At 65.4% G+C, this 12,316-nt stretch carries 10 protein-coding genes; 3 read left to right on the forward strand and 7 right to left on the reverse strand.

Annotation, left to right across the window (positions count from 1 at the left end; all coding sequences use genetic code 11):
* Nucleotides 1-50 precede the first annotated feature (50 nt).
* The 3 genes from prfB to AC2D9V_RS14635 all read right to left on the reverse strand — a co-directional run bounded on the left by prfB (nt 51) and on the right by AC2D9V_RS14635 (nt 5,148).
* A complete protein-coding gene (gene prfB, locus AC2D9V_RS14625; RefSeq protein WP_484714821.1) occupies nt 51-1,178 on the reverse strand; it encodes a peptide chain release factor 2 in 1,128 nt (375 codons plus the stop codon).
* A 92-nt stretch (nt 1,179-1,270) separates the two neighbouring features.
* Nucleotides 1,271-3,829, reverse strand: coding sequence for a penicillin-binding protein 1A (locus AC2D9V_RS14630; protein WP_484714822.1), 2,559 nt, complete (start codon nt 3,827-3,829; stop codon nt 1,271-1,273).
* A gap of 107 nt (nt 3,830-3,936) precedes the next feature.
* Nucleotides 3,937-5,148 (reverse strand): N-acetylmuramoyl-L-alanine amidase, encoded by a 1,212-nt coding sequence (locus tag AC2D9V_RS14635; RefSeq protein WP_484714823.1) that lies wholly within the window; start codon nt 5,146-5,148, stop codon nt 3,937-3,939.
* A 137-nt stretch (nt 5,149-5,285) separates the two neighbouring features.
* On the opposite strand from AC2D9V_RS14635, the gene AC2D9V_RS14640 reads away from it, so the two are divergent.
* Nucleotides 5,286-6,026: a DsbA family protein gene (locus AC2D9V_RS14640; protein WP_484714824.1), complete on the forward strand. Its 741-nt coding sequence runs from the start codon at nt 5,286-5,288 to the stop codon at nt 6,024-6,026.
* Here AC2D9V_RS14640 and AC2D9V_RS14645 read toward each other — a convergent pair.
* The 4 genes from AC2D9V_RS14645 to hemA form a co-directional block, all read right to left on the reverse strand.
* Nucleotides 6,023-6,520: a cupin domain-containing protein gene (locus AC2D9V_RS14645; protein ID WP_484714825.1), complete on the reverse strand. Its 498-nt coding sequence runs from the start codon at nt 6,518-6,520 to the stop codon at nt 6,023-6,025. The genes AC2D9V_RS14640 and AC2D9V_RS14645 overlap by 4 nt on opposite strands.
* Nucleotides 6,517-7,641: a flavodoxin-dependent (E)-4-hydroxy-3-methylbut-2-enyl-diphosphate synthase gene (gene ispG / locus AC2D9V_RS14650; protein ID WP_484714826.1), complete on the reverse strand. Its 1,125-nt coding sequence runs from the start codon at nt 7,639-7,641 to the stop codon at nt 6,517-6,519. Before ispG ends, AC2D9V_RS14645 begins: the two co-directional genes overlap by 4 nt.
* A gap of 97 nt (nt 7,642-7,738) precedes the next feature.
* A complete protein-coding gene (locus tag AC2D9V_RS14655; protein WP_484714827.1) occupies nt 7,739-8,941 on the reverse strand; it encodes a helix-turn-helix domain-containing protein in 1,203 nt (400 codons plus the stop codon).
* Nucleotides 8,942-9,059: 118 nt separating this feature from the next.
* Nucleotides 9,060-10,292, reverse strand: coding sequence for a 5-aminolevulinate synthase (hemA, locus tag AC2D9V_RS14660; protein ID WP_484715020.1), 1,233 nt, complete (start codon nt 10,290-10,292; stop codon nt 9,060-9,062).
* A gap of 211 nt (nt 10,293-10,503) precedes the next feature.
* Between hemA and AC2D9V_RS14665 the strand changes: the two genes are divergently transcribed.
* Together AC2D9V_RS14665 and AC2D9V_RS14670 are read left to right on the forward strand one after the other, a co-directional pair.
* Complete coding sequence (locus tag AC2D9V_RS14665; RefSeq protein WP_484714828.1) at nt 10,504-11,877, forward strand: M20/M25/M40 family metallo-hydrolase; 1,374 nt, start codon at nt 10,504-10,506, stop codon at nt 11,875-11,877.
* Nucleotides 11,874-12,308 carry a GNAT family N-acetyltransferase gene (locus AC2D9V_RS14670; RefSeq protein WP_484714829.1) on the forward strand — a complete coding sequence of 145 codons (435 nt, stop codon included), beginning with the start codon at nt 11,874-11,876 and terminating at the stop codon, nt 12,306-12,308. The genes AC2D9V_RS14665 and AC2D9V_RS14670 overlap by 4 nt, the downstream gene beginning before the upstream one ends.
* Nucleotides 12,309-12,316: the final 8 nt, after the last annotated feature.

Genomic DNA, 12,316 nt, shown 5'->3' on the forward strand with positions numbered 1-12,316 from the left:
AGCGCGATATGAAGCGTCAGACAAGGATTTTGCTGGCAGGGGCGCCGCCCTCAGTCGACATCCTCGATGTCGCCGCGCTTCTTGCCGCTGGCGTTCAGCGCAAGGGTTGCCGACATGAAGGCATCAAGGTCGCCGTCCAGCACCCCTTGGGTGTCCGAGGTCTGGTAGCCGGTTCGCAGGTCCTTGACCATCTGGTAGGGCTGCAGGACGTAGGAGCGGATCTGGTTCCCCCAGCCGGCGTCGCCCTTGTTCTCATGCGCTTCGTTGATCGCGGCGGTGCGCTTGTCGAGCTCGATCTGGTAAAGCCGTGATTTCAGCGCCTTCATCGCGATGTCGCGGTTCTGGTGCTGCGACTTCAGCGAGGATGTCACCACGATCCCGGACGGGAAGTGGGTGATCCTGACCGCCGAGTCGGTCTTGTTCACGTGCTGGCCACCCGCGCCGGAGGACCGGAAGGTGTCGATGCGGATGTCCTTGTCCTGCACCTCGATCTCGATGTTGTCGTCGACGACCGGGTAGACCCAGACCGAGCAGAATGAGGTGTGCCGCCGTGCCGCGGAGTCATAGGGCGAGATGCGGACCAGACGATGCACCCCGGCCTCGGTCTTCAGCCAGCCATAGGCGTTGTGGCCGGAAATCTTGTAACTGGCCGATTTGATCCCCGCGCCGTCGCCTTCGCTTTCCGACTGGAGTTCCACGGTGTAGCCGCGCTTTTCGGCCCAGCGGACATACATCCGCGCCAGCATCGAGGCCCAGTCGCAGCTTTCGGTGCCGCCCGCGCCGGCGTTGATTTCTAGGAAGGTGTCGTTGGCATCCGCCTCGCCGTTCAGAAGCGCCTCAAGCTCTTTCGCCTCGGCGGTCTTCACGAGTTCGGCCAGCGCGCCCTCGGCTTCGGCAACGATCTCGACATCGCCTTCAGCCTCGCCCATCTCGATCAGCTCGACATTTTCGCGCAAGGACCCGTCGATCAGCTTGTAAGCGTTAACCGCGTCCAGAAGCGCCTGCCGGTCGCGCATCAGCTTTTGCGCCTTGGCAGGGTCGTTCCAGAGGTCGGGCGCCTCGATCAGGGCGTCGAATTCCTCAAGCCGGTGTGGCGCCGTCTCCCAGTCCATCCGCTGGGCGAGAAGATTGAGCGATTTCCGGATCGCTTCGACATTGCCTTCGGTTTCAGCGCGCATCTTCGGGTTCGGGTCCAGTCCTGGTGTCGGCGGCGGTCATAAGGCTTTGACCGCGCCCGGGCAAGGGCACGGACAGTGTGCGGGCGAAGGGGTCAGTAAAGTCCGCCGGACGAGACGGTGCCGAAGTCGGCCTTCTTCGGTACGACGACACTTTCGCCTTCGGCATTGGTGACGGTGGTGCCGCTGGTCGCGCCAGCATCGCTCTCGCCGTTGGCGAAAAGCGGCAGGTTCTCGCCCATCGCGAAACCGCCGTCCACCATGGCCGTGAAGCCGAATATCGGATCCTCGCCTTCGCGGAAGTATTCGGAGATCACGTTGTCCCCGGTGGCGTCGTCAGGCAAGGGCATGCCGCTGAAACGGTCGATCTTGCGGAAATAACCGCCGGGGGGCACGGCAAAGGCCGAACCGCCGAACTTCTTCACGGCATCTTCCATGAAGTCCTGAAAGACGGGGACGCAGAGCGTGCCGCCATAGGCGCTTTCGCCAAGGGTCCGGGGCTGGTCGAAGCCGATGTAGCAACCGGCGACGATGTTCGAGGAATAGCCGACGAACCACACGTCCTTGGCATCGTTCGTGGTCCCGGTCTTGCCGGCGATCGGGACCGGCAGGTCGATCCGGCTGGCCGAGCCGCGCTGGACCGCACCTTCCATCATGCTGGTCAGCTGGTAGGCGGTGACTGCGTTCATCACCCGCTCGCGGTTCGAGGTGATCTGAACGCCCTGCCCCTGCGGCAGGTCGGGCCGGGTGCAATCCTCGCAGACCCGCTGGTCGTGGCGGTAGATCGTCCTGCCATAGCGGTCCTGGACCCGGTCGACGAGCGTGGGTTCAACCCGCTCGCCGCCGTTGGCGAACATCGCATAGGCGGCAACCATCTTGAACAGTGTGGTCTCCTGCGCGCCAAGCGCGTTGGCGAGGAACGGTCCCATCCGGTCATAGACGCCGAAGCGTTCGGCATAGCCCGCGACGGTCTGCATGGTGATTTCCTGCGCGATCCGCACGGTCATCAGGTTCCGGCTCTGCTCGATCCCGGTGCGCAGCGGCGTTGGGCCATAAAACCGGTTCGACGCGTTCTTCGGCGTCCAGAGGCCCTGCGGAGTGTCGATCTCGATCGGCGCATCGACAACGATCGTGGCCGGCGTGAAGCCCGAATCGAGCGCCGCCGCATAGACGAAGGGCTTGAAGCTTGACCCCGGCTGCCGCGTGGCCTGCGTCGTGCGGTTGAAGACCGAGTCCTGGTAGGAGAAGCCCCCCTGCATCGCCAGCACGCGGCCGGTGTTCACGTCCATCGCCATGAAGGCGCCCTGCACCTCGGGCACCTGCCGCAGCGACCAGCGGGAGAAGGTACCGTCATCATTGGTGACCGCCCGGACAAGGACGACATCGCCCACCGATACGAGATCTCCCGCCACCAGCGCCCGGCGGCCAAGGCTGCCGTCGGCCTGGCGCTTGCGGGCCCAGGTCACGTCCTCGGCGGGGATGAAGTGCCCGTCCTCATCCTCGGCCACGCCCTCGATACCGACGCGGGCGCTCGTCTCACCCACTTCAAGGACCACGGCGGGGAACCATGACGGGACATCGCGCGGCACCTCGGTCTTTTCCAGCGCGGCGCGCCAGTCGGCCTCGGAGCCGAGTGCTTCGGGCGGCAGTGTCTTGCCGGTACCGCGCCAGACGCCGGCGGCGCGATCATACTGCTCCAGCCCCTCACGCAGGGCGGCGGCGGCCTCTTCCTGAAGGAACGGATCGACCGTCGCGCGGATGGTCAGGCCGCCCGAGAAGAACTCTTCCTCGCCGAAGGTGCCCGACAATTGACGGCGGATCTCGTCGGTAAAGTAGTTGCGCGGCGGCAGGGTTTCGCGGAAGGCCTCATAGTCGCCGTTCTGGACGGTCAGCAGGGGCGCGTCCTTGGCCGCCTCATAGGTCGCTTGGTCGATGTAGCCGTTGTCGCGCATCTCGCCCAGCACATAGGCGCGGCGGGCCAGCGCCTCGTCCTTCTGGCGCACGGGGTGCAGGTTGCCGGGGCGTTGGGCCAGGGCCGCAAGATAGGCCACTTCCTCGACCGTCAGCTCGGCCAAAGACTTGTTGTAATAGGTCTGCGCCGCCGCTGCGACCCCGTAGGAGTTCTGCCCAAGGAAGATCTCGTTGAGATAGAGCTCAAGGATCTTTTCCTTCGACATCGCGGTCTCGACCCGCGCGGCAAGGATGATTTCCTTGATCTTGCGTTCCGCCGTGCGGTCAGAGGACAGCAGGAAGTTCTTCATCACCTGCTGGGTGATGGTCGAGGCACCGCGCACCCGCTCGCCCCGCGTCTGCACCGCCTCGACGAAGGCGGCGACCATGCTGCGGGTGTCATAGCCGTGGTGGGTGTAGAAGTTCTTGTCCTCGGCGCTGATGAAGGCCTGCTTCACCAGGTCGGGGATGTCTTCCGAGGCCACGAAAAGACGCCGTTCGCGGGCAAATTCGTCGATGATCTCGCCTTCGCCGGAATAGATCCGGCTGATTGTGGCGGGCGTGTATTGCGACAGGCTTTCGATCGACGGCAAGTCGCGGGAATACATGAAGAAAATGCCACCCAGCGTCAGCGCGGCAAAGATCAGCCCCAGCGTGACCGCCGAGAAGATCCCGCCCAAGACTGACCCGATGAACCGTAACACCCGCTGCTCCTGCCGATTTCCTGTTCCCCTATACCAGACGCAGGCCAAGGTCAAAAGCTTGGGCGGTCACGTTTCGGGCAACGGCAGGCTTCTGCGTCCCTTGCGCCTCAGGGTGAGGTCAGGGCGCGCAGGGCGGCTTCGTCTTTCGACCAGTCGACAAGGGCCACGCGGATCGCCTCGGCCATCCGGGCGCGCCAGTCGGGCTCGATGAGGCGGCTGAAATCGCGGGCCGAAGACAGGAAGCCAAGCTCCAGCAGGACCGAAGGTATGTCGGGCGACTTCAGAACGGAAAATCCGGCGGTCTGGCGCGGGTTGCGGTGCATCCGGATTTCGGCCGCCTTGATCGCCCGGACGATCGCTTCGGCCAGCCGGTCGGTGCGCGGTTCGGTCTCGGTCCGGGCCATGTCCATCAGGACTTCGGCCACGAGGTCGTCCTGGTCGGAAAGGTCGATCCCCGCCAGAAGGTCGTCGCGGTCGTGCCGTTCGGCAAGGGCGGCGCTGGCGGCGTCGGTGGCATCTTCGTCCAGGGTATAGACCGTCGCCCCGCTTGCCTCGCCCTCGGCCAGCGCATCGGCGTGGAGCGAAAGGAAGATATCGGCCTCGGCCTCGCGCGCGATCGAGGTGCGGGTTTCCAGCGGCACGAAGACATCGTCGTCGCGCGTCATGACCACGGCAAAACGCCCGTCGCGGACCAGAACCTCCTTCAGCTCGCGCGCGAAAGTCAGCATCAGCGCGGCCTCGGTCTGGCCGTCGCGTGTCGCTCCGGGGTCGATTCCGCCGTGACCGGGGTCCAGCACCACGGTGATCGGCCCGCCCCCCTTCGGCAAGGGCGGAGGGATATCGGTCGCCTCAGGCGCTGCCCATTCCGGAAGGTCGGGCCTGGCGGCAAGGGCCTTGAAGCTGGTCTGATCGGTCGGCGCCAGCGTCACGAGTATCGCGGCCGCATCGGGTGGCGTCTGCATCTCGGACAGTTGCACGGCCATCGGCCCTGACAGCTCCACCACCAGTCTCGACCATCCCGGCCGGAACACACCCGCGCGAAGGGCAACCACGCCGGCAGGCAGCGGAAGGGCGTCGATCCCGGTCCAGTCCACCTCGCGCGTGTCGAGGATCAGCCGAGGCGGCGCGTCCATCAGCCGAATCCGCCAGGGCACTGGCTGGCTGATCGCGAGGCGCAGTTCCAGCGCCTGCCCGGCCGACGCAATCGCCGAACGGTCCGGCACCAGCCGCGCCAGCGCCGACAAATCCTGTGCGGCCACCGGAACGGCAGCAAGCCAAAGCGCGACGGCCGCGCGGAAGAGCAGGGAAAGACACCGCATCGCCCGCCTTATCCCCGTTCGCGCCGCGAAAGTAAACTTCGCCCAGCCTTCACAAACCGGCGACATCGGCCTGTCACGGCTTGATCTTTCGCTGGCCCGCCCCCTATCGTGCGCCCCGCAACCCGAAAGGACACACCATGCGCCGCCTTGCCGCGACAACCGCCCTTCTGACCGGGCTTCTTGCCATGCCAGTCGCGGCCGAGATGACTGCCGAAGAACGCGAAGCCTTCCGCGCCGAGATCCGCGCCTACCTGATCGAGAACCCCGAGGTCCTGGTCGAAGCGATGAATGTTCTTCAGGAACGCGAGGCGCAGGCGGAACTGGAACGCGACGCGCTGATCGTGCAGACGCGCGCTTCGGACATCTTCGCCAGCCCCTCGGACTGGGTCGGCGGCAATCTTCAGGGCGACATCACCCTGGTCGAGTTCATGGACTACCGCTGTTCCTACTGCCGCAAGGCCCATGACGAAGTGAAGGAACTGGTGTCCAGCGACGGCAACATCCGCTACGTGATCAAGGAATTCCCAATCCTTGGCGAGGCCTCGCTTCTCTCCTCGCAATTCGCCATCGCGGTCCGCCTTCTGCATGGCAACGACGCCTACAAGGCCGCCCATGACGCGCTGATCACCCTTCGGGGCGAGCCGACACCAGAGACGCTGGGCCGCCTTGCGACCGAACTTGGCCATGACCCCGCGCCGATCCTGGAGCGGATGGGAACCGACGAGGTCATGTCGGTCATCGCCGCCAACCACGCGCTGGCGGACGAAATGGCGATCAGCGGCACCCCCACCTTTGTCCTGAAGGATCAGATGCTGCGCGGTTATGTCCCGCTTGAGGACCTGCGCGGCATCGTGGCCGAAGCGCGCAGCGAAGGCTAACGCCCCTCCTGCTGCCCGCCGGGCCGCCCGTCATGCGGCCCGAGGGGGCGCTGGGGCGCGTCTTCCCACCAGTCGTCACGCAAGGGGCGGCGGTCGGGGTTCAGGGGATAGACCACACGGTTTTCGGCGCGCGGCATGTCGCCCGCGACGATCAGCCTGACCTCGGCCCCAGAGTTGTTCAGGAAGCTGTGCGCTACCCCGGTTCCCGCCCGGAAACCGACGGCATCGCCGGGGCGCAGTCGATGCAGATATCCGTCGATCCAGACATCCGGCGTGCCTGAGATGACATAGATGAACTCGTCTTCGGCGCTTTCGGCATGGGGAAAGGACGTGCGATGCCCCGGCATCAGCCGCACATGATGGATGCCCAGCGACTTGAACCCGAAATGCCGCCCGTAATCGGCGTCGCGGCACATCTTCTCGTCTGAACCCTGGTAGGACCACTCGGCCTGTTCAAGCTCTTCCCAGCGCCGGATTTCCGGCAGGGTAGTCATTCCGCGGCCAGCTTTTCGGCCGCCTCGATCTCGGCGGCCTTCTTCTCGACCAGTTCAACGATGTGGTCGATCATCCCGTCGTTCGACTGGGTATGGTCCTGCTTGCCGGCGACATAGACCATGCCCTTGCCCGCGCCGCCGCCGGTAAAGCCGATGTCGGTCATCAAGGCCTCGCCGGGGCCGTTCACCACGCAGCCGATGATCGACAGGCTCATCGGGGTCTTGATGTGCTCCAGCCGCTTTTCCAAGGCCTCGACGGTCTTGATCACGTCGAACCCCTGCCGCGCGCAGCTGGGGCAGCTGATGATCTGCACGCCACGCGTGCGCAGGCCAAGCGATTTCAGGATCTCGAAGCCGACCTTCACCTCTTCCACCGGATCCGCCGAAAGGGAAACCCGGATCGTGTCGCCGATTCCGAACCAGAGCAGGCTTCCCAGCCCGATGGCCGATTTCACGGTGCCCGAAATCAGGCCCCCGGCCTCGGTGATCCCAAGGTGGATCGGCGCATCGGTCACACCGGCAAGCTGCTGATAGGCTGCGGCGGCCATGAACACGTCAGATGCCTTGGCGCTGATCTTGAATTCGTGAAAGTCGTTGTCCTGCAAAAGCTTGATATGGTCGAGCCCGCTTTCGACCATCGCATCCGGGCAGGGTTCGCCATACTTGTCCAGCAGGTGCTTTTCGAGGCTGCCGGCATTCACCCCGATGCGGATAGAACAGCCGTGGTCCTTTGCCGCGCGCACCACCTCGGCGACCCGCTTTGCGTCACCGATGTTGCCCGGGTTGATCCGCAGGCAGGCTGCCCCCGCCTCGGCCGCCTCGATGGCTCGCTTGTAGTGGAAATGGATGTCCGCAACGATCGGAACGGGCGACTCCTGCACGATCTCCTTCAGCGCGCGGGTGCTTTCCTGATCCGGGGTCGAGACGCGCACGATGTCCGCCCCGGCAATCGCGCAGCGCTGGATCTGTTCGATCGTGGCGGCGACATCGGTCGTCAGCGTGTTGGTCATGGTCTGGACGCTGATCGGCGCATCACCGCCCACCAGCACCTTGCCGACGCGGATCTGGCGCGACTTGCGGCGGTCGATGTTGCGCCAGGGACGGATCGGGTTGTGGGTCATCGTCGGCCTCGGATTGGTCTGGCGCAACGATAGGCAAGTCGGCCCGCGGCGGCAACCTCGGACACCGCGACAGCCGGTCACGTCGACGGGAAAATCCTCAGGGGCAGAGCGGAACCGTGTTGAGGTCGGTCACCTGTGAGGCAACCTGACTCAGGGCCTCGTCCAGCGTGCAGTCGGCGGGCGCGAAGGTCTGAGCCAGAACATCCGCGGCAAGCGGGATATCCTTCACCACATTTGCCCCGGGCGCTGCCGGACCATGCGCCACCCCGTTGATCACGAAGTAGATCGAACCCGAGTTGCCGGTACGGAAGACCGCCGCAGAGTCAAGCTGCGGCACCTGATAGCGCTCACCCGCATCGAGTATCTTCTCGAACAGGACGGTTCCATCGGCCGCATTCACCCTTACCCAGGACGGCCGCACCGCCAGAACCTCGACGCCCTGCTGCGCTTCGGCCACGACCTGCACATCGGCACCCAGGGCCTCGGCAACCGCCGCATCGACGCCAAGGGCAGTGCTGGCGTCGGCCAGAACGCCGGTTTCGCGCGGGTTGATCGCGGCGATCGGTCCGTCGCGTGAAGTCAGGACCGGCACATCCAGCGCCTGCGGACGGTAAAGACGGTCCATCACATCGACCGGCACCTCGCCTTCGGCCAGTTCGGAATCGGCCGGACGCGCGGCGACAACCGGCGGCGCGATGGTTCCTGCATTCTCCAGTGGGTCGATTTGGGCAACGACGGTCGGGGCTTCCTCAACCGGGGCCAGCTGCACACGCTGCACCTCTTGCAGAACGGACCATGCGCCGTAACCAAGAGCCCCGATCAACGCGACCAGGACCGCAATCGAACCAACGGCACCGGGCTCGACCCGGCTCCAGATCGCCTCGCCGCGCGGGATGAAGGTGGCATTCGGGTTGGCCAGCGGGTCCGAAAGGTCCGACCGCGTGCGGGCCTTGATGATCTGTTGCGGGGCGGCAGCGGCCGACATGCCATGTGACACGGTGTAGCCAGCCTCGGCACAGAAACGCTCGAAGGCCCAGTCCGGCTCCATCCCAAGGTAGCGGGCATAGGACCGCACGTATCCGGCGACAAAACCGGGCGTTTCGAAGGCCGACAGATCGGCATTTTCAATGGCAGCGATGTAGGTGGCCTTGATCTTCAGCTCACGCTGGACGTCAAGCAGGGATTTTCCTAGCGTGGCGCGTTCGCCACGCATGAGATCCCCCAGCCGCAACTCGAAATCGTCAAAGCCCTTTGGCTTGTCCTCTTCGGTTGTCGAAGGCTTCGACCTCCAACCGATCATGCTGCCCCTGTCCCCTTCGGTGCGACTGCCCGTGTCGTCGCCTTCCCGAGCGACTCACCTGTTCTCGTATTGGTGAAACCCTAGCACAGTACAAGAGGGTTTGCACAAACAGTAGCGGTCAACCGGCCTCTTCGGCGCGATTCAGCGCACAATGGCTCCAGAGTGCATCCATCGCGCGCACCAGCCTGTCGATGTCCCCGGATCCGTGCACCGGCGACGGCGTGAACCGCAGCCGTTCGGTCCCGCGCGGCACCGTGGGGAAGTTGATCGGCTGGACGTAGATCCCGTGCGTCTCCAGAAGCATGTCCGAGATCATCTTGCAGTGCACCGGATCGCCGACATGGACCGGCACGATGTGGCTTCCGTGGTCGATGATCGGCAGCCCCATCGCCTTCAGCCGCAGCTTCAGGATCTTCGCCTGCGTCTGGTGCCGCGCCCGCAGGGCCGCCCCGCCCTCGCCCTTCAGGAAGCGGACCGAGGCCGCCGCCCCCGCCGCGACCGCGGGCGGCAGGCTGGTGGTGAAGATGAATCCCGGCGCATAGGACCGCACCGCATCCACCATCTTCGCCGAGGCCGCGATATAGCCGCCGAAGACGCCATAGGCCTTGGCGAGCGTCCCGTTGACGATGTCAATCCGGCCCATCTGGCCGTCGCGCTCCGCCACCCCTGCCCCGCGCGGCCCGTACATGCCCACGGCATGGACCTCGTCGATATAGGTCAGCGCGCCGAACTCCTCGGCGAGATCACAGATCGCGGCGATGGGGCCGAAGTCGCCATCCATCGAATAGATCGATTCGAAGGCGATCAGCTTCGGCGCCTTCGGATCATCCGCCGCCAGAAGCGCCCGCAGATGCGCCACGTCGTTATGCCGGAAGATCCGCTTCTCGCCGCCCCCGCGCCGGACGCCTTCGATCATCGAGGCATGGTTCAGCGCGTCGGAATAGATGATCAGCCCGGGGAAAATCGTCCGCAGCGTCGAAAGCGTCGCATCGTTCGCGATATAGGCACTGGTGAAAACCAGCGCCGCTTCCTTGCCGTGCAGGTCCGCAAGCTCTGCCTCAAGCCGCTTGTGCCAGACCGTGGTGCCGCTGATGTTCCGCGTGCCGCCCGATCCGGCCCCCGTGGCGTCCAGCGCCTCATGCATCGCGGCCAGCACCTCCGGGTGCTGCCCCATCCCAAGGTAGTCGTTCCCGCACCAGACGGTGATGTCCTTCGTGCTGCCATCCGGACGCGTCCAGACGGCATGCGGGAACTGGCCCTGACTCCGCGCGATGTCGATGAAGGTGCGATAGCGCCCCTCGTCATGCAGGCGCTGCAGGCTCGCCTCGATCGCCGCGTCGTAATCCACCATCGTCATGCGTCCGTGTCCCGTAAAGGCATCCCGTGCGTCAGTCTTGCCCGGCCTTCTGCCGCGCCACCTTGATCTTGGTCAAGCCGCCTTCTTGCCAAGGGGGCGATTTGTCGCCCGCCCATTGCTCACATGACCGTGCAACCGGGCCGCTCTGGACAGTGGACTGCCGCCTGCTACGCTGCCCGCCGGACATATCGTGAAAGCCACCCCCATGACCCTCGACGCCGTCCTCTCCCGCATCGATTCCGACCTGCCGCAGGCGATCGACCGGCTGATGGACCTTCTCCGCATCCCCTCGATCTCGACCGACCCCGCCTACAAGGCCGACTGCGCCCGCGCCGCCGACTGGCTGGTCGCCGACCTTGCCACCCTTGGCTTCACCGCCCGCGCCGCCGCCACGCCGGGCCACCCGATGGTCGTCGCCCACGGCGGCGAGGGGAAGCGCCACCTCCTCTTCTACGGCCATTACGACGTCCAGCCCGTCGACCCGCTCGACCTCTGGCACCGCGATCCCTTCGACCCCGCGCTTCAGGACACGCCGAAAGGCCGTGTCATCCGCGCCCGAGGCTCGTCCGACGACAAGGGCCAGCTGATGACCTTCTTCGAGGCCTGCCGCGCCTGGAAGGCCGTCCACGGCACGCTTCCCGGCAAGCTCACGATCTTTCTGGAGGGTGAGGAGGAATCAGGCTCCCCCTCGCTCATCCCCTTCCTGCGTGAGAACCGCGCAGAACTTTCCGCCGATCTCGCGCTCATCTGCGATACCGGGCTTTACGAAGACAAGGTCCCCGCGATCTCGACCCAGCTCCGCGGCCTTGCCAAGGCCGAGTTCACCCTGCACGCCGCTTCGCGCGACCTGCACTCCGGGTCCTATGGCGGCCTCGCTCGGAACCCCCTTCATGTCATGTCCCGCCTTCTGGCCGACCTCCATGACGACACGGGTCGCGTCACCATCCCCGGCTTCTACGACGACGTGGACGAGCTTCCCGACACCCTACGCCAGCAATGGCAGTCTCTTGCCTTCGACCACGCCGCCTATCTGGGGGACGTGGGGCTGAGCATCCCGGCGGGTGAGGTTGACCGCACGCCATTGGAAATCCTCTGGTCGCGGCCCACGGCCGAGGTCAACGGCCTCTGGGGCGGCTACAATGGTGCCGGCTTCAAGACCGTCCTGCCGGCCGAGGCCCATGCCAAGGTCTCCTTCCGCCTCGTCTCGCGCCAGGACCCGGCGAAGGTGCTGAAAGCCTTCCGCCAATGGGCCGAGGCGCGCGTCCCCGCCGATTGCCGGATCGAATGGCATGATGAGATCAACGGCTCCCCCGCCTCGATCATGTCGATCGCCGACCCGGCCTTCGAGGCTGCCCGCGCCGCGCTGACCGAGGAATGGGGCCTCCCCGCCGTCTTTGTCGGCGAAGGCGGGTCGATCCCGATCGCGGGCTATTTCAAGACCGAGCTTGGGATGGACGCGATGCTGGTTGGCTTCGCCAAGGACGATGACCAGATCCATTCCCCGAACGAGAAGTACGACGTGGAGTCCTTCCACAAGGGCATCCGCTCCTGGGCCCGCATCCTGGCGCGGATCGCATGATCCGGGATGCTGCACCTGCTGATCGCGAGGCATTCCTCACCCTCTGGCAGGGCTATCTCGACTACTACGGCGTCGGCCTTTCGCCCGAGGTGACCGCCGCCACATGGGCACGGCTGATGGATCCCGCGTCCCCGGTCAAGGCGCGGCTTGCCGAGGTGGACGGGCAGGTTATGGGCTTCGCAATCCACCTCTACCATCCCTCGACCTGGGTGCTGACCGAGGATTGCTACCTTGAAGACCTCTTCGTCGCACCGGACGCGCGCGGTCAGGGTCTGGGCCGGGCGCTCATCGACGACCTGATCGCCCTGGCCCGCGCCAGGGGCTGGGGCCGGGTCTACTGGCACACCCGGATCGACAACGAAAAGGCTCGTGCGCTTTACAACCAGTATGTCGGATGGGACGACCACATCCGGTATCGGCTCAAACTGTAGGGTGGATT

The sequence above is a fragment of the Tabrizicola sp. T46 genome, from assembly GCF_057219895.1.

What these genes read in the sequence shown, in the direction of transcription:
- prfB (WP_484714821.1), bottom strand. Translation starts at nt 1,178, where the DNA reads ATGCGCGCTGAAACCGAAGGCAATGTCGAAGCGATCCGGAAATCGCTC.
- AC2D9V_RS14635 (WP_484714823.1), bottom strand. Translation starts at nt 5,148, where the DNA reads ATGCGGTGTCTTTCCCTGCTCTTCCGCGCGGCCGTCGCGCTTTGGCTT.
- AC2D9V_RS14640 (WP_484714824.1), top strand. Translation starts at nt 5,286, where the DNA reads ATGCGCCGCCTTGCCGCGACAACCGCCCTTCTGACCGGGCTTCTTGCC.
- AC2D9V_RS14645 (WP_484714825.1), bottom strand. Translation starts at nt 6,520, where the DNA reads ATGACTACCCTGCCGGAAATCCGGCGCTGGGAAGAGCTTGAACAGGCC.
- ispG (WP_484714826.1), bottom strand. Translation starts at nt 7,641, where the DNA reads ATGACCCACAACCCGATCCGTCCCTGGCGCAACATCGACCGCCGCAAG.
- AC2D9V_RS14655 (WP_484714827.1), bottom strand. Translation starts at nt 8,941, where the DNA reads ATGATCGGTTGGAGGTCGAAGCCTTCGACAACCGAAGAGGACAAGCCA.
- hemA (WP_484715020.1), bottom strand. Translation starts at nt 10,292, where the DNA reads ATGGTGGATTACGACGCGGCGATCGAGGCGAGCCTGCAGCGCCTGCAT.
- AC2D9V_RS14665 (WP_484714828.1), top strand. Translation starts at nt 10,504, where the DNA reads ATGACCCTCGACGCCGTCCTCTCCCGCATCGATTCCGACCTGCCGCAG.
- AC2D9V_RS14670 (WP_484714829.1), top strand. Translation starts at nt 11,874, where the DNA reads ATGATCCGGGATGCTGCACCTGCTGATCGCGAGGCATTCCTCACCCTC.